16 protein-coding genes are annotated in these 23,697 nt (G+C 62.5%); all 16 read left to right on the top strand.

Translation table 11 applies throughout. The features are described 5' to 3' along the window. Positions 1 to 858 carry a serine hydrolase gene (locus LPJGGPFB_RS20710; protein WP_173421798.1) on the top strand — a complete coding sequence of 286 codons (858 nt, stop codon included), beginning with the start codon at positions 1 to 3 and terminating at the stop codon, positions 856 to 858. A gap of 51 nt (positions 859 to 909) precedes the next feature. Continuing rightward, positions 910 to 2,454 carry an ABC transporter substrate-binding protein gene (locus tag LPJGGPFB_RS20715; protein ID WP_173421799.1) on the top strand — a complete coding sequence of 515 codons (1,545 nt, stop codon included), beginning with the start codon at positions 910 to 912 and terminating at the stop codon, positions 2,452 to 2,454. A gap of 206 nt (positions 2,455 to 2,660) precedes the next feature. Next, positions 2,661 to 4,100: a M20 family metallopeptidase gene (locus LPJGGPFB_RS20720; protein ID WP_173421800.1), complete on the top strand. Its 1,440-nt coding sequence runs from the start codon at positions 2,661 to 2,663 to the stop codon at positions 4,098 to 4,100. 271 nt (positions 4,101 to 4,371) lie between these two features. Next, the gene (gene repA / locus LPJGGPFB_RS20725; RefSeq protein WP_425513746.1) at positions 4,372 to 5,631 is read left to right on the top strand and encodes a plasmid partitioning protein RepA; all 1,260 of its coding nucleotides are present in this window, start codon (positions 4,372 to 4,374) and stop codon (positions 5,629 to 5,631) included. A gap of 5 nt (positions 5,632 to 5,636) precedes the next feature. Further along, positions 5,637 to 6,695: a plasmid partitioning protein RepB gene (repB, locus tag LPJGGPFB_RS20730; RefSeq protein ID WP_173421801.1), complete on the top strand. Its 1,059-nt coding sequence runs from the start codon at positions 5,637 to 5,639 to the stop codon at positions 6,693 to 6,695. A 350-nt stretch (positions 6,696 to 7,045) separates the two neighbouring features. Continuing rightward, positions 7,046 to 9,949 (top strand): DNA translocase FtsK, encoded by a 2,904-nt coding sequence (locus LPJGGPFB_RS20735; RefSeq protein WP_173421802.1) that lies wholly within the window; start codon positions 7,046 to 7,048, stop codon positions 9,947 to 9,949. Positions 9,950 to 10,286: 337 nt separating this feature from the next. Continuing rightward, positions 10,287 to 11,354, top strand: a complete 1,068-nt coding sequence (locus LPJGGPFB_RS20740; RefSeq protein ID WP_234902948.1) for a LacI family transcriptional regulator — start codon at positions 10,287 to 10,289, stop codon at positions 11,352 to 11,354. Positions 11,355 to 11,380: 26 nt separating this feature from the next. Then, entirely contained in the window at positions 11,381 to 12,127 is a 747-nt protein-coding gene (locus LPJGGPFB_RS20745; protein WP_173421803.1) for a transporter substrate-binding domain-containing protein, read from the top strand. Between the two features lie 77 nt (positions 12,128 to 12,204). Further along, complete coding sequence (locus LPJGGPFB_RS20750) at positions 12,205 to 13,860, top strand: amino acid ABC transporter permease (protein WP_173421804.1); 1,656 nt, start codon at positions 12,205 to 12,207, stop codon at positions 13,858 to 13,860. Further along, the gene (locus LPJGGPFB_RS20755) at positions 13,841 to 14,548 is read left to right on the top strand and encodes an SDR family oxidoreductase (RefSeq protein WP_173421805.1); all 708 of its coding nucleotides are present in this window, start codon (positions 13,841 to 13,843) and stop codon (positions 14,546 to 14,548) included. The genes LPJGGPFB_RS20750 and LPJGGPFB_RS20755 overlap by 20 nt, the downstream gene beginning before the upstream one ends. 17 nt (positions 14,549 to 14,565) lie before the next feature. Continuing rightward, entirely contained in the window at positions 14,566 to 17,598 is a 3,033-nt protein-coding gene (locus LPJGGPFB_RS20760; protein ID WP_173421806.1) for an aminotransferase class III-fold pyridoxal phosphate-dependent enzyme, read from the top strand. Between the two features lie 202 nt (positions 17,599 to 17,800). Further along, positions 17,801 to 18,949: an ABC transporter ATP-binding protein gene (locus LPJGGPFB_RS20765; RefSeq protein ID WP_173421807.1), complete on the top strand. Its 1,149-nt coding sequence runs from the start codon at positions 17,801 to 17,803 to the stop codon at positions 18,947 to 18,949. 20 nt (positions 18,950 to 18,969) lie between these two features. Next, positions 18,970 to 20,202: an ABC transporter substrate-binding protein gene (locus LPJGGPFB_RS20770; protein WP_173421808.1), complete on the top strand. Its 1,233-nt coding sequence runs from the start codon at positions 18,970 to 18,972 to the stop codon at positions 20,200 to 20,202. A 19-nt stretch (positions 20,203 to 20,221) separates the two neighbouring features. Continuing rightward, positions 20,222 to 21,178, top strand: a complete 957-nt coding sequence (locus tag LPJGGPFB_RS20775; RefSeq protein ID WP_173421809.1) for a carbohydrate ABC transporter permease — start codon at positions 20,222 to 20,224, stop codon at positions 21,176 to 21,178. After that, positions 21,171 to 21,983 (top strand): carbohydrate ABC transporter permease, encoded by an 813-nt coding sequence (locus tag LPJGGPFB_RS20780; RefSeq protein WP_173421810.1) that lies wholly within the window; start codon positions 21,171 to 21,173, stop codon positions 21,981 to 21,983. The genes LPJGGPFB_RS20775 and LPJGGPFB_RS20780 overlap by 8 nt, the downstream gene beginning before the upstream one ends. A gap of 3 nt (positions 21,984 to 21,986) precedes the next feature. Continuing rightward, positions 21,987 to 23,690: an amylo-alpha-1,6-glucosidase gene (locus LPJGGPFB_RS20785; RefSeq protein ID WP_173421811.1), complete on the top strand. Its 1,704-nt coding sequence runs from the start codon at positions 21,987 to 21,989 to the stop codon at positions 23,688 to 23,690. The last annotated feature ends 7 nt before the right edge of the window (positions 23,691 to 23,697 follow it).

The raw sequence follows: 23,697 nt of genomic DNA on the forward strand, positions 1-23,697 counted from the left end.
ATGACTGTCGCGATCAAACCCGCCACGATCTCCGAACAGCTTCATGCGATTGCCGACGCCCAGCCGTTCATCACCCGTTTCCTCGTCCGCAATCTGCAGACCGGCGAGACGATCGGACGCGGCGAAAACGAAGAGACGCCGTCGGCGAGCACCCGCAAGACCTCGATCATGATGGCGGCGCTGAAGGCGGCGCACGAGGGTCGGCTCGATCTCGACGCGCCCATCACCTACGAGGAGCGGCTGAAGCACGAGGTCGCGAGCGGCATGTTCCGCTACATGACGCCTGGTATCGTCATTTCGCTGCGCGACGCCATCGTCGGCATGATGGTCCTGAGCGACAACGTCTGCACCAAGATGGTGCTGGAGCGGCTGACGCTGGAAGAGGTCGACAGCTACTGCAAGGCGATCGGCATGGCCGGCACCCACCATCGCTTCCTGATCCCGCCGCTTGGTCTGAAGCCTGACCATTCGCTGGGTGAAGTCACGACGACGACCGCCAGCGACCAGATCCTGCTGCTCGAGGCGATCCTCGCCGGCGAGAACGATGAGGCGGCCGCTGCTCGTTTGGGCACATCCGTCGAGCTCTGCCGCTTTGCGCTGCAGACGTTGAAGAACCAGGTCCTGCGCTATGGCATCCGCTCGCGGCTGCCTTTCGAGGTTGTCGCCGCCAGCAAGTCCGGCCGCGGCAAGCGCGGACGCATGGATACGGGCATCGTCTATCGCGATGGCCGGCCGCTCTACGCCATCGCCGTCTTCACCGACGCCGTGCCGCCGGTGATGGCGGACGGCACGCCCGGCTACACCATCGCGCTCGAAACCATCGGCCTGTTGTCCAAGGCCTGCTGGGACGCGTTCTGAGCCGAGCAACCGCAACAAACCAACAAGAAACAACTGGAGAAGAGTGGAACCATGAAAAACATCTTCCTTGCCGGCACGATCCTGATGAGTGCGGTCGGCTTTGCCGAAGCGCGTGACCTCGTCGTCGCGCAGAGCTCCGATATCCGCAGCAACGTGCCGGGCGTCAATCGCGACGGCAATACCGATTCCGTGATCTTCCATATCGTCGAGGGTCTCGTCGGCTATGCCGAGAACGGCGAGGTCAAGCCGCTCGTCGCCAAGAGCTTCGAGGTGTCGCCGGATGGCCTGACCTATACGTTCAAGCTGCGCGAAGACGTGAAGTTCCACAACGGCAACGCGGTCACGGCCGACGACGTCGTTTGGAACTGGAACCGCTACATGGCCGCAGACACCAAGTGGACCTGCGCCGGCGATTTCGACGGCAGCAAGACCATCAAGGTTTCGGCCGTCACCGCCGTCGATCCGTCCACAGTCACGATGACGATCGAAAAGCCCTCGGCAGTCTTCCTCGGCCTGATGGCGCGTCCCGAGTGCGGCTACACCGGCATCATCGCCAAGGACTCCGTTGGCGCTAACGGCGCTTTCGTTGCGCCCGTTGGCACCGGGCCATTCAAGTGGGCCGAGTGGAAGAAGGGCGAATATGTCCGTCTCGAAAAGAACGAAGCCTATGTTTCGCCAGCCAATGACGGCAAGCCGGATGGCATGGTCGGCTCCAAGCGGCCGCTGGTCGACGGTATCAAATTCATGGTCATCCCCGATGCCTCGACGGTGAAGACCGGCCTGTTGTCGGGCGCGCTCGATACCGCCGAAGTCTCCGCCGACCTGATCTCCGAGTTCAAGGACAGCGAGACGATGCAGCTCATCGTCAAGCGCAACAACGGCAAGAACCTTCTGTATTTCCAGACCCGCGACAAGGTGCTGAGCAATGTCGCCGTGCGCCGGGCCATGGCCGAAGCGCTCGACCTTGACCAGCTGGTTGCGGCGGTGTCGAACGGCACCGGAGAGGCCAATGGCTCGATGGTTTCGGCGGACTCGATCTTCTATTCCGATGTCCAGAAGACCAAGATCCCGATGGACCTGGAAAAGGCCAAGAAGGACCTGGCCGACGCCGGCTACAATGGCGAGCCGATCACCATCATTGCCAACAAGCGCGGCAACGTGCCGAGCTTCCCGGCGGCGGTCGTCGCCCAGGCGATGATGCAGCAGGTCGGCCTCAACGTGCAGATCGAGGTGCTCGACTATGCGACGCAGGTCGACCGTCGCCGCTCGGGCAACTATCAGGTCATCTCGCAGTCGGTCGCGCCGCGTCTCGACCCAGCGCTGATGTATTCCTTCTACGTCGGCAACAAGGACAAGAACGCCTCGTTGATGTGGGATAATCCGAAGGCGATCGAGCTGATGAAGGCGGCCTATGTCGAGGCCGATCAGGCCAAGCGCCAGGCGATCTTCGACGAGTTCCACAAGCTGATGCTCGAGGAAGTCCCCGGGATCTTCATGTACGACATGGTCGATATCTGGGGGGCGACGAAGAAGCTGCACGGCGAGCCCGTCTGGCAGTCGAACACCCGGCTCTGGGAAGTCACGCTCGACGACTAGAGCATTTCCAGGAAAAGTGCGGAGCGGTTTTCCGTCAGGAAATGCGTAAAGACAGAGACTTAGAGCGTTTCTCCAAATCGCAAACGCTCTAAGTCGGCGCCTGATCCGATCCTGTTCTCAGTGGCGGCATCCGTGCCGCCACCTTCCATCTGAAGACAGAAATACCAATGCGGCCGGCCCCTATGCTGTCTGCAAGAGGAATACCTATGCCCCAGCCATCCGTCGTCGCCGCTCTTTCCGAGATCGTCGAGGAGTTGAAGCCCGAATTCGCAGCGATGAGCGATGCGATCTGGGATCATGCCGAGTTGAGCTTTCGTGAGCACAAGTCTGCGGCAACGCAGATCGCCATGCTGGAGAAGCATGGATTTCGCATCTCTAGGGGAACGGCCGACATCGAAACCGCCTTCATCGGCGAGGCCGGCGAGGGCGGCCCGGTGATCGCCCTTCTCGGCGAGTTCGACGCGCTTGCGGGGTTGAGCCAGGTCGCCGGTCTCGCCGAGGCGAAGCCGCTCGTAAACGGCGGCACGGGACATGGCTGCGGCCACAACCTGCTCGGTACCGGGTCACTGCTCGCCGCAGTCGCGCTTGCCCGCTATCTCCGCGAAAACAATCTGCCGGGAACGGTCCGCTACTATGGCTGCCCTGGCGAAGAGGGCGGCTCGGGCAAGACCTTCATGGCGCGTGCCGGCGCCTTTGCCGATGTCGATACCGCGCTCACCTGGCATCCGGCACCTTTCAACGGCGTGCGCTCGACCAACAATCTCGCCGTCCTCGAAATCTACTATCGTTTCAAGGGGATCGCGGCGCATGCCTCGAACGGCGCCCATCTTGGGCGCAGCGCGCTCGACGCGCTGGAACTGATGAACATCGGCGTCAACTTCCTGCGCGAGCACATGCCGCAGGATTGCCGCGTGCACTACGCGATCACCGATGCCGGCGGCACAGCCGCCAATGTCGTCCAGGCGCGCGCCGAAGCGCTCTATCTCGTGCGAGCACCGCAAATGCCCGAAGCGCTGGCGCTGGCTGCCCGGATCGACAAGGTCGCCAGGGGCGCTGCGATGATGACGGAGACGGAGGTCGAGATTGTCTTCGATCGCGCCGCCACCAATCTGTTGCCGAACATCACGCTGGAAACGGCTATCCATCAGAACATGGTGGCACTCGGCCCGGTTCCCTTCGACCAGGGCGACGTCGAGTTTGCCCGCGAGATCCAGAGGACGATGACGCCGGAGGCGATCGCCAGCAGCATCCGGCTTTACCAGATCAAGGGCGACGTCTTTGCCAACAGCCGCATGGATGGATCAAGTGGTCTCCATCTCGGTCTTCGCGATTTCGAGGGCCAGTCGCATTTTCGCGCCGGTTCGACCGATGTCGGCGATGTCAGCTGGGTGACGCCGACGGCGCAATGCTGGGCGCCAGCCTGGGCGATCGGCACCGCCCCGCACACCTGGCAGGTGGTAGCGCAGGGCAAGAGCCCGGCTGCGCACAAGGCTTTCGCGCACGCCGCCAAGTCGCTGGCAACGACTGGCCTTGATCTCATCCTCGATCAGGACCTGCTGGCACGCGCGAAGGCCGAGTGGCGGGAAAAGACCGAGGGCACCCCCTACCAGTGCCCGATCCCGGATCATATCGGTCCCAAGCTCTGATTATCTGACAATATTGCCATCGCGCGATGTTCAAATGAAGCCGCCGCCCTTGGGCAGGCGGCTTTCGTGTTTCCGTCATCTCGTAACAACAGAGGATTGTGTGCGCCGGGACGTTCGAATTCGGCCCGACGCCTTGACGCGAATCATTGTCTCCGGCATCACTGTTACGGAAAATTGTGAATATGTGCCATTTAGGCGTATCTGAATTAAATCTCTGTTAGTGCCTCCCCTGCGTGACCACGCGGGAAGGCACGCGAGGAGCACGGCGGGAATGGATATGACGGTAACACAAACGCGACCCGAAACGGATCTTTCCCATGCCAGGCAGCCGGCGGATGAAGCAATCGCCGCGGATGCCCGTGCCCTTTCCGAACAGCTGAAGGCGATGCGGGAGCGGCTGTTCCCGCCAACTGCGATGAAGACCCTTCGCAGCTTCACCTCCGGCGAGGCCGCCAAGCTGATCGGCGTCTCCGACGGCTACCTGCGACAACTGTCGCTCGCAGGCGAGGGGCCGCAGCCCGATACCGGCACCGGCGGCCGTCGTTCCTATTCGCTCTCCGATATCAACGCGCTCCGGCGGCACCTCGCTGAGCAGGCGCTTGCCAAGGGCAATGCCGCCAAAGCGCGCAGCTACCTGAAATGGCGCGACCGAGAGCGCGGCGAACACTTGCAGGTCATTTCCGTCACCAACTTCAAGGGCGGCTCCGGCAAGACCACTTCGTCCGTCCACATCGCGCAATACCTCGCCATGACCGGCCACCGGGTTCTCGCCGTCGACCTTGACCCGCAGGCGTCGCTTTCGGCCCTGTTCGGCTACCAGCCGGAACTGGACCTCACCGGCAACGACACGCTCTATGGCGCAATCCGCTACGACGCCGAAGCACGGCCGCTGAAGGACATCATCCGCCCGACCTATTTCGACGGGCTCGATCTGGTGCCCGGCAATCTGGAACTGCAGGAATTCGAGCATACGACTCCGCAGGCGCTGAGCGCCCGCCACAATGGCTCGGAGGCCGGCCCGTTGTTCTTCGCGCGGGTTCAGGCGGCACTGGCAAGCGTTGCCGACGATTACGACGTCGTCGTCATCGACTGCCCGCCGCAGCTCGGCTATCTCACGCTGTCGGCGCTTTGCGCCTCGACATCGGTGCTGGTCACCGTGCATCCGCAGATGCTCGACGTCGCGTCGATGAACCAGTTCCTCTACATGACCTCGGATTTGCTCAGCGTCGTGCGCGAGGCGGGGGGCGAACTCAATTTCGACTTCCTTCGCTATCTCGTCACCCGCTTCGAACCGAACGATGGTCCGCAGGCGCAGATCGTCGGTTTCATGCGCTCGCTGTTTGGCGACCGCGTCCTGACTTCGGCGATGGTCAAGTCGACTGCCGTCTCCGACGCGGGCCTCACCAAGCAGACGCTCTACGAAGTGGGCCGGGAAAATTTCACGCGCGCCACCTACGACCGCGCGATCGAATCCTTGAATGCCGTCAACGGCGAGATCGAAGCTCTCATTCATGCGGCCTGGGGGCGCTAAGAGACATGGCTGGCAACCGCAAGAACGAACTGCGTGCCCTTTTTTCCGGAAACGTAGCCCCGGCCGCGCCTGCAGCCGAGCAGAATTTGGCTACGCCTGCCGAGACGGCAGGCCCGAAAGCCGTATCTCCGCCTGTCGAAACTCCTCGGGCGGCATCGGGCGCCATCAAGGCCATGGGGCTTTCGCTTGGCAGCATCACGCGTGAGGCCGAGGAGGCCCGGTCGCTGCGCGAGGCGCTGCATCAGGGCGAACGGGTCGTGGAGCTCGATCCCGATCTGGTCGACGCCTCCTTCGTCGGCGACCGCCTGACGGACGGCGAGCTGGATGACCCCGACTTCCTGGCGCTCGGCGACAGCATTCGCGAGAACGGCCAGCAGTCGCCGATCCTGGTGCGCCCGCATCCCGAAAAACACGGCCGCTATCAAACCGCCTATGGTCATCGCCGACTAAACGCCGTCCGCAGCCTCGGCATCAAGGTCAAGGCGATCGTTCGACCCTTGACGGATGACGAACTCGTGCTGGCGCAAGGCAAGGAAAACGCCGAGCGCCGCAACCTGTCGTTCATCGAGCGGGCGCTGTTCGCGTCTGCCCTTTCCGAACGTGGTTTCGACCGCAAGGTCATCGGCGACGCGCTTGCCGTCCAGAAGAGTGAGCTGTCGCGGCTGATCCAGGTTGCCGAAAGCGTTCCGCTGCCAATCGCCCGGGCGATTGGTCCGGCGCCCAAGGTCGGCCGCGAGCGCTGGATGGCGATCGGGGCTCTGCTCGAGAGCGAGCCGGCACGGCAGAAGGCTGAGGAAGAGATAAGCCTGAGGCGGTTCCTCGAAGCCGACAGCGACCGGCGCTTTCAGCTCGTCTTCGCGCGGCTGTCGCGCGCCGACAGGCAGGATCCGGCCAAGCCGGAGGTGCTCAAGGACGAAAACGGCCGGGCCTTTGCCAAGCTGAAGCGGGACGAAAAGAGCGCCCGGATCGAGTTTTCGCCGGATGTCAGCCCGGACTTTGTCGACGAGGCGATTGCGCTACTGGCCAAGCATCACGCGGCCTTCCTGGCGGCGCGCCGGAGCTGATCGCTCGGGATTGTCGCACACTTTCGGTGGTCATTCTCGGGCCGGCGTGACCTCGTCACGCCGGCCCGATTCGTCGTGGCCTCTGGCTCCGACTGAAGAGGCTCGCCCCGCCATGCCGGAGCGTCCCAGAATGGGGATCCGGAAGAAATATTTTCGACCCCATGCCGCCAGCGACAGAATGGCGCGATGCCCTTGAGCGGGATGGGGATTGCGAGCGTTTCAGCGGCTGTTTTGCCGGGTTGAGCGGCGCGCCGGACGTCTTTCGAGCGACCGTTGGAAGGGACTTGTTAACCTTCATTTTCTATCGCTTAGCAGGCCCCTCGGCGATGTCTCTAGCTCTTCCAGGACCCATGCGTATTCCCAGGACAAACTTCTCTCAGGCAGCTTTGCATGATGCAAACCAGGCGGATTACTATGACGATCCGCAGGACGGTGCGTTGAGCGATATGCCCACCCATGACGTGGAACCCGTCGATCCCTACCAGCTGTACGAGGCGCCTGCCGCGCCTCGCAGACCCGCCAACCTGCAATCCGATCCGACGGCACATGTCGGCCGCGCGGCCCGTCTCTATGGTCAGGGCACGGCCTACGCGCCCGCCCAGGTGACGACGTCGACCGACGAGCCGCTGCCGACCCTGTCGGAGATCGCCGGCCACTACGGCGATTCGACGTGGGAGAGCCACTTCTTCCTGGCGCCGAATGTCCGTTTCACCCGCACGCCGGAACGGGAGTTTACCAAGCGCCGCGCGCCTTCGGACAGCGAGAGCGAAGCGATAGCCGAAGAAAATTGCGCGCCGGTTGAAACGGTCGTTGCCGAGATTGCGGCAGTCGAGGTCGCGCCGATGGCCAACGAGGTGGTGACCGTCGAGGTTGCTGTGCCGGCCGAAGCGCCAGTGATCTTCGCTGCGCCCGTGCCCGCGCCGGAGCCGGCTCTGCCATCCTACAGCCCGTCCGAGCTGCTGCGCGTGCTCACGAGCCAGATTCCGCATTGGTCGTCTGCATCCAAGGCAGAGGCCGCCAATGCAGTTGCCATTGCTGATGTTGCGACTCAGCCGGCCCCGACCGTCGACGAAGCGCCTGTGGCGATTACGCTACCGTCGATAACCGTCGAGCCGCTGGCGATCGCCGAACCTGCAGACCCCACGACAGAGCGCCCGACCGACACGCGCATGTCATTCCTGTCTGACTTCGCCTTCTTCGAATTTGGTCCGTCCACCGGGGATGACGAACCGGCCGACGCGGCAACTGCGCAGCCGAAGCCTTTCGTCGAGACCGCAGCGCCGGTCTCCTTTGCGCCCGCTCCCTTCGTGTCGGTACCGGCTTCGAACGCGGCCCCCATCAAGGCCGTTGAAATCAGGCGTATGCCGCCAACGGCGATCACGTCGCTTTTCCGCGTCGTCGAATGCCGTCCTGCGGCCGTTACCCCATCGATGCCTGCTGCTGTGGAGATGGCGCAGGTAGAACCGATCTCGGTCGAACCTGTTCGCGATGCGCCAGCACCCGTGATCGTGCCGTCTGAAATCGCATCGGTTCCGCCTGTCGTCATCGAACCGGCCGAAATCACCACACTGATGCCCGAAGAAGAGCCGGTTCGTACGGTTACGACTGTCTCCAAGGCGGCGATCACCATGCCTGCGCAGGTCTCGCGCGCACCTTCGATGCTGCCGCCGATCGGCGTCACCGAGCGTTTCTCTCAGGCCGACGGCTATGAGTTCCCGTCGCAGGATCTGTTGCAAGAGCCGCCGGAAGGGCGAGGCTTCTTCATGTCGCAGGAACAGCTCGAGCAGAATGCCGGACTTCTCGAAAGCGTTCTCGAAGATTTCGGCGTGCGCGGCGAGATCATTCACGTCCGCCCGGGGCCCGTCGTCACGCTCTACGAATTCGAGCCGGCACCCGGCGTCAAGTCATCGCGCGTGATCAACCTTGCCGATGACATCGCCCGCTCGATGTCGGCACTGTCGGCCCGTGTCGCCGTGGTCCCCGGCCGTAACGTCATCGGCATCGAACTGCCGAATGCGACCCGCGAAACCGTCTATTTCCGCGAGCTGATCGAATCCGTCGATTTCCGCAAGACCAACTGCAAGCTGGCGCTGTGCCTCGGCAAGACGATCGGTGGCGAACCTGTCATCGCCGAACTCGCCAAGATGCCGCATCTGCTCGTCGCCGGCACCACCGGCTCGGGCAAGTCGGTGGCAATCAACACGATGATCCTGTCGCTGCTCTACCGGTTGAAGCCGGAAGAATGCCGCCTGATCATGGTCGATCCGAAGATGCTGGAACTCTCCGTTTATGACGGTATCCCGCACCTGCTGACGCCCGTCGTCACCGATCCGAAGAAGGCCGTCATGGCGCTGAAATGGGCGGTGCGCGAGATGGAGGACCGCTATCGCAAGATGTCGCGCCTCGGCGTTCGCAACATCGACGGCTACAACCAGCGCGCCGCCGCTGCCCGCGAAAAGGGCGAGCCGGTGATGTGCACGGTCCCGGCCGGCTTCGAGAAGGGCACCGGCGAGGCGCTGTTCGAGCAGCAGGAAATGGATCTGGCGCCGATGCCCTATATCGTCGTCATCGTCGACGAGATGGCCGACCTGATGATGGTCGCCGGCAAGGAGATCGAAGGGGCGATCCAGCGGCTGGCGCAGATGGCGCGTGCTGCCGGTATCCATCTGATCATGGCGACGCAGCGGCCTTCGGTCGATGTCATCACCGGCACGATCAAGGCCAATTTCCCGACCCGCATCTCCTTCCAGGTGACCTCCAAGATCGACAGCCGCACCATCCTTGGCGAACAGGGCGCCGAACAACTGCTCGGCCAGGGCGACATGCTGCACATGCAGGGTGGCGGGCGGATTGCCCGTGTCCATGGTCCGTTCGTTTCGGACCAGGAAGTGGAACATGTCGTCGCCCACCTGAAGACTCAAGGCCGGCCTGAATACCTCGAAACCGTCACCGCGGACGAGGAGGAAGAAGAGCCCGCGGAAGAGCAGGGTGCTGTCTTCGACAAGACTGCCATGGCCTCAGAGGACGGTAACGAACTCTATGACCAGGCCGTCAAGGTGGTGCTGCGCGACAAGAAGTGCTCGACCTCCTACATCCAGCGGCGTCTGGGGATAGGCTACAACCGTGCCGCATCGCTCGTCGAGCGCATGGAGAAGGAAGGCTTGGTGGGCGCTGCCAACCATGTCGGCAAGCGCGAGATCATCCACGGAAATCGCGACCATGCGGTTGCGCCTGACGGCGACGACATGGATTGAGAATGCGCATGTAGCCAGGGTATTGTTCAATAAGAGGCCGCGAAGCGAGTGCTGCGCGGCCTTTTTCATGCGCGCCGAATTTGTTGTGCCGCGCCAACGATCAGGTTGAGGGGGCGGTTCCAGGGCGCGCGCCGCGCGGCCTGCCCCCACTGTTCGTCACCAATCACAGTCCCGCTCGCGCTGGTGCGCAGGTCTATGGTCGGTCCCTGTGACCGAACGTTCTTGCGCGGTAGAACTTCTCCCCATGTCAAAATAAAAACGTTTTTATTTTTCTTGAAAACGTTTTTATTGGCTGTTACGCATATGTGAAGAGTGAGCCAAGGGCCTGGGAGGGTGCATGGCAGCGCATATGCATAAAACCCGGCGGGCACCGGCGCCAACCATCAAGACGCTGGCCGAGATCACCGGCTATTCCATAGCAACCATCTCAAAAGCGCTCAGGGAATCTCCTGTCGTTGCGCCCGTGACCCGCGACCTTATCTTCAAGGCGGCGCGCGACGTTGGTTATCAGGCGAACGCGCGGGGCATGGCGCTTCGCACCGGAAAGAGCTTTCAGGCGGCGGTGCTGATGCCGGTGACAGCCGCGCGCGACTACGAGTGGGACGGTGTCGAATATACGCAGATCTTAAGCGGCGTCAGTCAGGCACTTGATGGTACTGACTACCGCATGTCCGTGCACGTCATCCGCGATGCTGCCGACGGTGCTGAAGCCGCTCGCCGCATCGTCGATCAGGGGCTTGCCGACGGCTTGATTTTTTCGGGCATTCTTGCCGACGACCCGCGCATCGATCTGCTGGTCGATCATCATTTCCCATTCGTCTCGATGGGGCGTTGCCGCAAGGATCTGGACTACGCCCATGTCGATATCGACAACGAATGGGCGGCCCATGCTGCGACCGCGCGGCTCATCGCCGGCGGTCATCGCCGCATCGCGCTCGTCAATCCAGAACGCCGGTTCTCCTATGCGATGGACAGATTGGACGGCTTCGCTCGCGCCTTCCGCGAGGCGGGGATTGCCGCGTCTGCCGATCTGATTGTCGAAGGTGACCTTTCCACTCATTTCGGGCGGCAGAGCGTGATCGACCTGCTGCAGGCGGCCGAGCCGCCGACCGCCTTTGTCTGCATCAACGAATCGACGACGCTCGGCGTGCTTTCGGGGCTCGGCAGCCTAGGAAGGCAGGTGGGCGTCGATGTCGATGTCATCGCCTATGATGACATCAACGTCAGCGCCTATTTCACCCCACCGATCACCACATTCTACCAACCGATCGAGGTCCTCGGACGGACCCTCGGACAGTTCCTGCTGAAACGCATGGAGGGTGAGGACCCGAAGGCGCTCAGGCAGGTCTTCAGGCCAACCCTGATCGAACGACAGCCGGACAATCTCGGCGGCAGGCTGGTCTGAGCTTTTATCATCCAAGGAGGAGAACCATGAAAAAACTGATCATTGCGCTGACCTTTGCAGCCTTTTCTACAAGCGTGTCCCACGCCGCCGATCTCGGCGGCAAATTGCTCAAGGTGGGGTCCGACACGACCTCGCCGCCGATGGAAAGCGTCGATCCCGCAACCGGCCAGATCGTCGGCTTTGACGTCGATGTGGTCAATGCGGTCTGCGCCAAGATCAACTGCCAGGCCGAGTTCATCACCACCGGCTGGGACGGCATCTTCGCGGCCCTCGATCAGGGCAATTTCGACCTGGTCGCATCGGGCGTCTCGATCACCGAGGAACGCAAGAAGGCGATGGATTTCTCCGATCCCTACATCGTCAACAGCCAGGCGGTGCTGATGCGTGTCGAAGACCAGGACATCACGCTCGAACGCTTCAAGGACGCCGGCAGGAAGCTGTCTGCCCAGGCGAACACCACCGATGCGCAGGTTGCCGAGAGTGTCGTCGGCAAGGAGAACGTCGCCGCCTATGACACGTTCAGTGCCGCGATCATCGCGCTCAAGAACAAGGACGTCGACGGCGTCGTCATCAATGGTGCCAATGCAGCGGCCTACGAGCGCGAATTTGCCGGCGAACTGGTGGTGGCGATCAAGGATCTTGAATCCGATCCGCTCGGTCTCGTCTTCCGCAAGGGCGACGAGAACATTGCCGCCTTCAACGAAGGCCTGAAGATGATCAAGGACGACGGCACGCTCGACCAGCTGGTCAACAAGTACTGGGGCCTGAAGTAAACCGTCCGCAATGTCCCCGGAGCGCCATAGGTGCTCCGGGATCACAGCCTGTTCCATTCGATACCCCGGAGGAATGAATGTCGTTCCTGAGAAGCGTGCGTCCGAGCAATCTCATCATCCTGACCGCGCTGCCTTTCATCATCTATCTCTTCGTGTCCTCCGGAGACTACCAGCGGTCGCTTCGCGCCATTCTTGGCGTCGAGAACGGTTCGTCGGCGTTCGTGCCCGGCTTTCTCGCTCTGGCCGTTGCCTTCTCGGCGGGGCTTTGCGTCCTCCTGTTTTCGCGGGCGAAGGCAAGCCGCCCGAAATGGGCGGTAGCCGCGGCCGTACTGAATGTTGCGGCAGCAGGTGTCCTACTCCTCGGGCATAACATTCATCCCTTCATCGCCTCGGTGGTGGCAAACGGCGTCGATGCCTTCAAATCGGAGCTGATCGTCAAGGGGGTGACGCCACGCCAACTGACGGAGGCGGCCGATTTGTGGGTGCGAGGCGTCGAGGCCTGGCTGTTTCCAGCCTACCTGCTTTTGACCCTTCTCGGCCTTGGACTGTTTTTCGCGGGCGCGCGTGCCGACGAACCGGTCGACAGCCCGTTGCGGCGGGTGGGGCGCTGGATCCTCGGCGTCGTCAACGGCGCCGGCCTGATCTTCGTGTTCTTCTTCGCCCATATCGCCTTTGCCGCCGGCGTGGCGACCACCATCCGCGCGGCGATTGCCGCCTATATTCTGGCCGCGGTGCTGGGCCTCGTCTGGGTCGGCCTCCTGCAATTGCACTCGACGGTGCGCACCAGTCTCTACTTCGCCGTGGCCACACTGGTCCTCGCGCTTGTGGCCGGATGGTTCCTGCTGCAGCCGCGCGACACCTACGTGCTCGCCGGCACGCTTCAAGGCAAGGTCGGCATCGTCACCAACACGCCGGCGGGTCTGATCAGCGCCGTGCGCTTCGGGCAGTATGAGGGCGCGCCGCAGACGGAGACGCCGGTGCGCACCTTCGTCGGCCCGACAGAGGCGCTTGCCTCGATCGCGAAGAACGAGGGCGTCAGTGCCGCCTTGTTGCCTGCCGCCACTGCGCCCGCCGATCTCCCGGTGCTTTGGAAAACCGAGGCGCTGAACGATCGCGACCGCGCGACCGGCATCACCATCGCCGTGCTTGCGATCATCCTCGGGCTTTTGACCTTCGGCGGCTATCTGCACCAGCGCCATCCGCTGGCGATTGGCTCGGAATTCATCGTCGATACCATTCGCGGCATTCCGATGCTGGTGATCGTGCTCTATGTCGGCCTACCGCTGAGCGGCGCGTTGAAGGACGCCACGCAGGGCGTGCTCGATCCGCCCAACCTGGTGCGCGGCATCGTCGCCATGGCGCTTGCCTATTCCGCCTATCTCGCCGAAATCTTCCGCTCCGGCATCAACGCCATTCCGGTTGGCCAGGTCGAGGCGGCGCGCAGCATCGGCCTTAATCGCTGGCAGACGGCGCGGCTTGTCATCCTGCCGCAGGCATTCCGGATCATCATTCCGCCGCTCGGCAACGAGCTGATCGCCATCCTCAAGGACACTTCGCTGCTGTCGATCCTGTCGATCCGCGATATCACCCAGCGCATGCGCGAGTTCCAGTCGGCGAGCTTCCTGCCGTTCGCGCCCTATAACTCCGCGGCGATCTTCTACATCTTCCTGACGCTTGCCGCGGCGAGCCTCGTGAACATGGTCGAGAGAAAATATGACATCAAGCATCGATAGCTTGGGGGAGCGGGAGCGCCGGACGGTCCTGATCACCGGCGCCTCGCGTGGCCTCGGCCGCGAACTGGCGACACTTTATGAGGCCGACGGTTGGCGCGTCATTGCCTGCGTCCGTGGGTCGGCGTCTGTCGACGGCGGTATAGAAACCCAGTCGCTCGACGTCTCCGACCCCGCCTCGATTACGGCCCTCGGCAGGACACTCGAAGGCGTGGCGATCGACGTCCTGATCAACAATGCCGGTATCCGCGGCGATACGGGTGGGCTTTCGACGCTCGACGGAGGCGACTTCGTCGAGGTGATGCGCATCAACGCGCTCGCTCCCTTGCTGCTGGTGCAGGCCCTGCGGGCAAACCTTCTGGCGGGAGAAAGCCGGGTTGTCGCCAACATCTCCAGCCGCGCCGGGTCGCTTGCCGAAGGCACGCTCGACGATGATGACGGTGACTATGCCTACCGCTGCTCGAAAGCGGCCTTGAATATGGCGACGGTGAAGCTGGCACAGGATCTTCGCAAGGATGGCATCACCGTCCTGTCGCTGCATCCCGGCTGGGTGAAGACCGACATGGGCGGCGATGAGGCACAGGTGCCTGTGGCGACGAGTGCAGCCGGCTTGAAGACAATGATCGATGGAGCGGACATGGCCGATAGCGGCAGCTTCCGCGGCTACGACGGACGACGGATTTCATGGTGACGGGACGAGCAGCAGGCATGACACAGAATGATTTGAAGGCAGAGCAGGAACTGGCGGCGATCCGCGCATTGCTCGTCGAGGCCTACGGTATTGAAGGGGATGTCTCACCGCTTCCCGGCGAGCACGACCTCAACTACCGCGTCCGCGCGCAAGACGGCGAGCAGTATCTGCTGAAGCTGCATGCACCTGATGATGCCGACGACCTCGGCATGCAGGTTGCGGTGCTCGGCCACCTCGCGACAACGGCGCCTGATCTGTCTGTCTCGCGGCCGGTTCTGGTCCGCAATGGAGTGTCGACGGTGAATGTCGTCGTGCGCGGCGAGCGTACCGCTCGGCTGCTCACCTGGCTCCCAGGCGATATCTGGGCGAAATCCGCGTCACGCGGTTTGGCCAGCGCAGAGACGCTTGGGGATCTGCTCGGCCGGCTCGACCGAAGCCTTGAGAGTTTTGTCCACGCTGGCACGAAGCGCGTCTATGCCTGGGATATCGGCCGTGCCGACATGCATCTGCAGCATGTGGACCTGATCGATGGCGCCGACAAGCAAGCTGCGGTGCGCGCGATCCTCGAACGGTTCGCTGCATTCGTCCTTCCAAGCCTCCAGGCCTGCCCGCGGCAGGTCATTCACAACGACGCCAACGACTATAACGTGCTGCTGGACAACGAGGGGCGGGTCAGCGGACTGCTCGATTTCGGCGATATGGTCGAGACCTGGCGCGTGGTTGAGATTGCCGTCGCTGCAGCCTATTCGCTGATCGGCGCCAGGGATGCGGTCGGCACGATCGGCGCACTCACCGGCGCCTATCACAGAGTAAATGCAATCAGCGAGACCGAAGCAGGACTGATCTTCGACCTCGTTCGCACACGCTACGCCGTCAGCATGTGCATGGCGGCCAAGCAGATCCGCGACAATCCTGAGAACACCTACCTGCTTGTCAGCCAGGACGACGTCTGGCGCGAGCTGCAGCGCCTGGAACGCGAGAACCGCGCTGTCGCTATTGCCCGCATCCGTGACGCCTGCGGCTTTGCGCCGGTGGCGCATGCGGCTGACGTCATGGCCTGGCTGGAGCGGAATGCCCACGATTTCTCGGCCATCGTCAAGCCGGCCGTCGCAAAGCCGCAAGTCGCCGTCTTCGATTTCTCCGCCTCCAGTTCCGAGGCTGAGCAATGGGCGGTATTGGATGCCCAGGCGGCTGAAGCGCGGATCGCGGCCTTTATCCGCGAGCAGAATGCCGATTTCGGCATCGGCGTCTATGGCGAGGATCGCGGGATCTATCGGGGCGACGCCTATGAAACGGCGATTTCCGATGAACGCCGTTCGATCCATCTCGGCGTCGACCTCTTCGCACCGGCGGGTGAGCCGGTGCATGCACCATTCGCCGGCAAGGTCGCCTTCCTTCACGACGATGCCGTCGCCTTCGGTTTCGGCCCGACTGTGCTTTTGGAACATATCACTGATACCGGCGACATCTTCTGGACGCTCTACGGCCATCTGTCGCGCGAGACACTCGCGACGTTGGCGATCGGCCAGCCTGTCGCCAGGGGCGAAAGCTTTGCGGCGCTTGGCGCATCCGAAGAAAACGGCAACTGGGCGCCGCATCTGCATTTCCAGCTGGTGACCGACCATCTCGGGCTTGGGGGGCGCATGTTCGGCGTCGGTGTGCGCGATCAATGGCAGGTCTGGCGGGAGATAAGCCCCGATCCGAGCGTCGTGCTTGGTCTACCGGTCCCGGCCGCCGTCATCGTCGCGCGCGAAAAGGACTTTCTCGTGCGCGAGCGCCATCGCCGCATCGGTCGTTCGCTCAGCATCGCCTATAGCGCCGCACCGCTGAAGATCGTCGGCGGCGAAGGCGCCCACCTGATCGACGAGGATGGCACCCGTTGGCTCGACATGGTCAACAACGTCTGCCACGTCGGTCACTGCCATCCGCGCGTGGTCAAGGCGGCACAGGCGCAGATGGGCAAGCTCAACACCAACTCCCGTTATCTGCACGATACGCTGGTTGAATATTCGAGGCGGCTCGCCGCGCTGTTTCCCGATCCGCTCAACGTCTGCTTCTTCGTGAATTCCGGCAGCGAGGCCAACGATCTGGCGCTCCGACTGGCGCGCGCCTACACCGGCAACCGCGACGTCATCACCGTCGATCACGCCTATCACGGCCATCTCTCAAGCATGATCGATGTCAGCCCCTATAAGTTTGCTGGCAGGGGCGGCGAGGGGCGTCCGGCCCATGTGCAGGTTGCCGAAATGCCCGATCTCTATCGTGGTCGCTATCGCTACGGTGACAGCGATGCCGGCCGCAAATATGCCGACGACGTGCGCAATCAGGTTCTGGCGCTCGCCGCCAACGGGCGCCGTCCGGCGCTGTTCTTCAGCGAGGGCATTCTCGGCACCGGCGGTCAGCTGACCTTGCCGGAAGGCTATCTGCGCGAAGCCTATGCCCATGTGCGCGCCGCCGGCGGCCTGTGCCTTGCCGACGAAGTGCAGGTCGGCTTCGGCCGCGTGGGCAGCCATATGTGGGCGCACCAGACGCAAGGGGTGGTCCCGGATATCGTCACCATGGGCAAGCCGATCGGCAATGGGCACCCGATGGCGGCCGTCGTCACCACCGAGGCGATCGCCGCCTCGTTCGCAAACGGCATGGAGTATTTCAACACCTTCGGCGGCAATCCGGTCTCTGCCGAGATCGGACTTGCGGTGCTGGACGTCATTCGCGACGAGCGGTTGATGCACCATTGCCAGGTCGTCGGCATCAGGCTGATGGAGGGCGCCCGGGCGCTGGCCAAGCGCCATGCCATCATCGGCGATGTGCGCGGCTACGGTCTCTTCAACGGCATCGAACTGGTGCGTGACCGCGAGACGCTGGAGCCGGCGGCAAGCGAGCTTGATTTCATCATTGCCGAAATGAAGCGCAAGCACCGGATACTCTTGAGCAGCGAGGGGCCGCATCACAACGTGCTGAAGGTGAAGCCACCGGCGCCATTCAGCGCCAAGGATTGTGATTATTTCCTCGAGGCTCTCGACGAGACGCTCGGGCGCCTAAGCCCTTGATCAAAATGCGATACGGCCGGTCATGAACCGGCCGTATCGCATTTGACCGCTCTTATCGTGCACAGCAATTTCCTGAGTGCCAATTTTTTCCCTTTACAACGAAGTTAAACGTTTTTATCGTCCATATAAACGTTTAACACGAACGTACGGCAGGTGACTATCGAGCCGACTGCCGCAATGTTCGCCATCAGGGGAGGGCCCGTTGGCAGCTATCCGTATTGAAAATCTGCGCAAAGGCTTTGGTTCGCTCGAAGTCTTGAAGGGCATCAATCTCGATATCGCCGACGGCGAGTTCGTCTGCTTTCTCGGGCCATCCGGTTGCGGCAAGAGTACGCTCCTGCGGTCGATCGCCGGTCTTGAGGAGCTCGATTCCGGTTCGATCCATCTGGGCGATCGCGATATCACCGATCTGCGCTCGGCCAAGCGCGATATCGCCATGGTCTTCCAGAATTACGCGCTCTATCCCCATATGAACGTGCGCAAGAACCTGTCCTTCGGTCTGGCGCTGAACGGCATGAAGCGCGACGAGATCGATCGCCGCGTCAACAACGCCGCCGATATCCTGCGCATCTCCGAGCTTCTGCACCGCAAACCCCGGCAGCTTTCCGGCGGCCAGCGCCAGCGCGTCGCCATCGGCCGCGCGATCGTGCGCGAGCCGAAACTGTTCCTGCTCGACGAGCCGTTGTCGAACCTCGATGCCGGCCTGCGCGTGACCATGCGCGTCGAGCTCGCGGCCCTGCATGAACGCCTTGGCGTCACGATGATCTACGTCACCCACGATCAGGTCGAGGCGATGACGCTGTCCGACCGCGTCGTCGTGCTGGACAAGGGCAAGGTCAGCCAGTTTGGCACGCCGCTCGAACTGTTCTACCAGCCGGCCAACCTGTTCGTTGCCGGCTTCATAGGCTCGCCGAGGATGAATTTCGTCACTGCGAACGTGGTTCGCCAGGACCGCTCGGAGTTGACGCTTTCGGGTGGGGGCCTGGTGCGGGACCTGACGCTCGAAACGCTGTCTTCGACCGTCGTCGCCAAGGACAAGCCGGTGACGATCGGCATTCGGCCGGACAAGCTCGAACTGGTTTCGCCCGAGGAAGCCCATCTGGTTGGCGATGTCCGTCTGGTTGAACGTCTCGGCACCGAAAGCCACGTGCACATCGGCCTTGAGAACGGCTCCGACATGACCGCGGTCGTGCGTGGCACGCATCCGGTTGCCAACCGCGAGCGCATCCATCTGCGCATTCCGCCTGAGCATTGCCACCTGTTCGATGCCGACGGCAAGGCGATTGCGCGGGCGCTCGATCCCGAGACGCAGATGCTGATCAATCAGGAAAAAAGCAAAAGGGTCGCGTGACCCGAATGAGGAGGAGAAGCATGCAGAACAAGACGAAGTCGCTCATCGGTTCGCTCATGGTATTGGCGATGGCCGGCGTTGCCACGGCCCGCGCGGAGGAGACCTTGCGCTTTGCCACCTGGGACACGGACGAGAGCCTGGCGATCCAGCAGGCAATCGCCAAGAAGTTCGAGGAAAAGCACCCGGGCGTGAAGGTTCAGGTCGAACCCTACGCTGATGGTTACGATCAGAAGCTGATCGCCGCTTTCGGCGCCGGTAGCCCGCCTGATGTCATGTATATGTGGAACTTCCCGCAGTACTACACGTCGCTGATGCCGCTCGACGATCTGATCGCCAAGGACGCTGCCGAGATCAAGCCGGACGATTTTCCTCAGGGCCTGATGAACACCACCCGCGTCGAGGGCAAGACCTACGGCATGCCCTCGGGCTTCACCACCCAGGTCGTCTTCTACAACAAGGACATGTTCGCCAAGGCCGGCGTCGAGGAGCCGAAGGACGGTTGGACCTGGGACGACCTGCGCGCAAAGGCTGCGAAGTTTCGTGACGAGCCGAACAAGGTCTACGGCTTCGCCGTCGATGCCAAGCCCGATCCTTACGACTTCGAGCAGTTCCTCTGGTCGAACGGTACCAAGTATATCTCCGACGACGGCAAGCAGATCGACGGCTACATGAACAGCGATGCAGCTGCTCAAGTCCTCGACATGTTCGGTGACATGGCCAAGAAGCAGGAAGCGATCACGCTCAACCTTGGTGACGACACCTCGGGCAGCACGCTGTTCAAGGGCGGCAAGATCGCCATGTTCCAGAGCGCCATGTGGTCGAAGTCCGGTATCGACGCGTCGGGCATCAAGTACGGCGTGGCACCGCTGCCGAAGTTCGGCGACAAGACCGCCCATTCCGCGCTTGGCGTGTCGGCGATCTCCATCGCCAAGGATGCAGCCCATCCGGACCTCGCCTGGGAGTTCGTCAAGTTCTTCTCGTCGCCTGAAGCCGTTGCCATGCGGACCAACGACCTGCCGGTGCGCACCAGCGTTGCGCAAGAGAAGGGCATGACCGCGGATCCGATCTACAAGCCGTTCTTCGATATTCTCGCGACCTCGAACACCGAAACCCATGCGTTCCTGAAGAACGCCAACTGGGGCAAGGTGCAGGACAATCTCGCGCGCGCCATCGAGGCAACCATGATCGACCAGGGCAACGCCAAGCAGCATCTCGACGATGCCGTCAGCCGTTCCAAGCGGCTGATCAAGTAAGCAAAGGGAGTACGGGGAGATGGATATGACCTATGCCGGGGCAGAGCCCAAGGTGGCAAGGCGCAAGCGCTCCGCCATCGCGCGCCATGCCGCGCCCTATCTGTTCATCTCCCCGTGGATCCTCGGGTTCCTGTTCTTTACGCTCGGACCGCTGGTCTTTTCGCTGACGATGAGCTTCTACGACTGGCCCGTCGTCGGTGAGCGGACCTTCGTCGGTCTCGATAACTACCGCACGATGATAATGGACGACCCGCAGTTCTGGGAGAGCCTCTGGATCACGGTGAAGTTCGCGGCGATCTACGTGCCGTTCAACATCGTCATGTCGTTCCTGCTGGCCTTGATGCTGCACAACATCACCTTTGCCAGCGGCTTCTTCCGCACGGCCTTCTATCTGCCGAGCGTCATTTCCGGCGTCGCACTGGTGACGATCTGGAGCTGGATCTACAGCAAGGAATACGGCCTTCTGAACTTCATGCTGTCGTTCGTCGGCATCGACGGACCGAACTGGCTCGGCGATCCGAATCTCGCGATCGTCGCGATCATCATCGCCAGCCTCTGGGGTCTCGGCGGCACCATGCTGATCCTCCTGACCGGCCTCAAAGCCATCCCGAAGGAACTTTACGAGGCAGCGACCGTGTCGGGCGTTCCCGGCTGGGCGCAGATGCTGTTCATCACCTTGCCGATGCTCGGGCCGATGCTGCTCTTCACCTTCATCACCTCGATCATTTCCGCTTTCCAGCAGCTGACCATCGCCCTGCTCCTGACCAAGGGCGGCCCGCTCGGCTCCACCTATTTCTTTGCCATGTATATCTACGACAACGCCTTCAAGTATTTCGACATGGGTTATGCCGCCGCCGGCTCCTGGGTGATGTTCATCATCGTGCTCGCGCTCAGCCTCGGCGTCATGCGCTGGTCGGCCGCCTGGGTCTATTACGAAGGCGAAGTCCGCCAGAACGATGGAGAAGGCCATGCGTAAGACGCTGCTCTATTCCGCGCTTATCCTGTTGTCGGCCCTGTTCATCGCGCCGTTCTACTGGACCTTCATGACGGCGATCAAAAGCACCGCCGATCTCTACCAGTTCCCGCCGGTGTTCTGGCCGTCGGAATGGCATTGGGAGAACTTTGCGGCCGCCTGGAACAAGCAGCCCTTCGGCACCTATCTGAGCAACTCGCTCATCGTCGTCGTGTTCTCGACCATCGGGCAGCTGATCTCGAGCTCGCTGGTTGCCTATGGTTTCGCCCGCTTCCGCTTTCCCGGTCGCGATCCGCTGTTCATCGTGCTGCTCGCCACCATGATGATCCCGTGGGACGTGAAGATGATTCCGCTCTACATGGAATTCAACATGCTCGGCTGGATCAACACGCTGAAGCCGCTGATCGTGCCGGCCTATTTCGCCGATGCCTTCTTCGTCTTCCTGCTGCGCCAGTACATCATGACCGTGCCGATGGAGATCGACGAGGCGGCACGCATGGACGGCGCCAACGCCTTCGACATCTACTGGCGCATCCATCTGCCGCTGATGATGCCGGCGCTGGTGCTGGTCGGCACCTTCCACTTCATGAACGCCTGGAACGACTACCTCGGCCCGTTGATCTTCCTCAACGACCAGTCGAAATACACGCTGACGCTCGGGCTTTCGATGTTCAAGGGCCTGCATGAGGTTGACGCCACCTCGATCGCCGCGATCACGGTGATCCTCTGCCTGCCGCCGCTCGCGCTCTTCTTCGTCGCCCAGCGCTACATCATGGACGGCGCGGTCGGATCGTCGGTGAAGGGATAAGCGATGCTGTTCGATATCGAGCATATCCCCTTCAGCCGGAGGGGCCGGTTTCTGACGCTGTCGATGATGAAGGTTCCGGGCGGCGATGGCACTCGCGTCCTCTACCTGCGCTTCGTTGCCGGTGGCGACGAACGGCCGTCGCTGGGGCGCCTTTGCCGCGTCGAATTCCTCGATGCGGCGGGCAAGCCGGCCGAGGCGACCTTCGAGCTTTCGCCTGAGCGTCTGGTTGCCAACGTTGGCGCGGGATCGCTGACCTTCGCGATCGGCGAAGGCGAGCGGCTGCATCTCAGCGGCGAGAAAGCCGGTGTGCGCTTTCATCTCGAAGGGTCGCGCTACGACTACGTCTACCGCACCCCTGCCGGTGATGATTGCCTGGTGGCGGCCGTCGAAAACGTCAAGTTCATTCCCCGTGCCGTGTCCGGCACGATCGACGTGTCGGGCGCCTGGCAGCGCGACCACTCGGCCGACGTCTCCTTCGCGTTTACGGGCAAAGGTCCGTTCGAGGGCAATGTCGATTTCTTTCACACCGTGCCGCCGACGGCGCCGCTCCAGAGCTTCACGGACGCGCTTGCCGGCGCCACTGTCGAGTTCGAACAGTGGTATGCCAATGTGCCGAAGGGTGCTGAAGGCCAGGACGAGGCGCATCGGCTGGCAAGCTACCTGCTGTGGGCCAATGGCGTTCCTGTTGGCGGCCAGCTGACGCGGCCGTCGATCTACATGTCCAAGAACCACATGATCAACATCTGGAGCTGGGACAACGCGTTTTCGGCCCTGGGGGTGGCGGCGATCGACCAGGATCTCGCCTTCGACCAGTTGGCGGTGATCTTCGATCACCAGGACGCCTCTGGCCTGCTGCCCGACTACATCAACGATCGCGACGTGCTTTTCGCCTTCACCAAGCCGCCGGTGCATGGCTGGGCAGTGTCGCTGATCGCGGCAAGGCATCCGGATTTCCTGACCGTTGAGCGCAAGGCCTATCTGCGCGACGCGATCGCCAAGCAAGTCGACTACTGGCTGACCTGCGCCCGCGCCGATGCAACGTCGCTGCCGAGCTATTTCCACGGCAACGACAGCGGCTGGGACAATGCGACCTTCTTTGCCGAAGGCGGCCCGGTCATCTCGCCCGATTTACCGGTGTTCCTCATTCTGGCCTGCGAGACGCTTGCGACCCTGCTGGAGAGCGATCCGGCGCGCGCCGCCGAATGGAACGCCAAGGCGGATGCCCTGCAGGCGCTGCTGTTCGAACGGCTCTGGACCGGCGAGACTTTTGGCGCGCGGCTTGCGGGCGCGCCGGACCGGATCTTGCCGGGCGAAAACCTGATCCAGTTCATGCCGCTGCTGCTGGGCGCGCGGCTGCCGAGCGAGATGCGCGAGAAGCTTGTCGCACGTCTGGTTTCTGGCGGCTTCATCACCGCTTGGGGGCCGGCGACGGAAAGCCCCAATAGTCCGTTCTACGAAGATGACGGCTATTGGCGTGGCCCGATCTGGGCGCCGACCACATTGCTTCTCTGGGACGGCCTTCGCCGGCAAGGGGAGATTGAGCTGACCCGCGAAATCGCGGAAAAGTTCTGTTCACTGGCCAGCAAAAACGGTATGGCCGAAAACTTCGATGCGCGGTCGGGGAGGGGCCTTCGCGATCGGGCATTCGCCTGGACATCCGCAGTCTACCTCCTGCTGGCGGCATCGCTCAGCGACGACAACCCGTGATGAGCCG

Origin of the sequence: Ensifer adhaerens, assembly GCF_013283195.1 — a bacterium.
In the GTDB taxonomy this organism is placed as follows: Bacteria; Pseudomonadota; Alphaproteobacteria; order Rhizobiales; family Rhizobiaceae; genus Ensifer; species Ensifer adhaerens_G.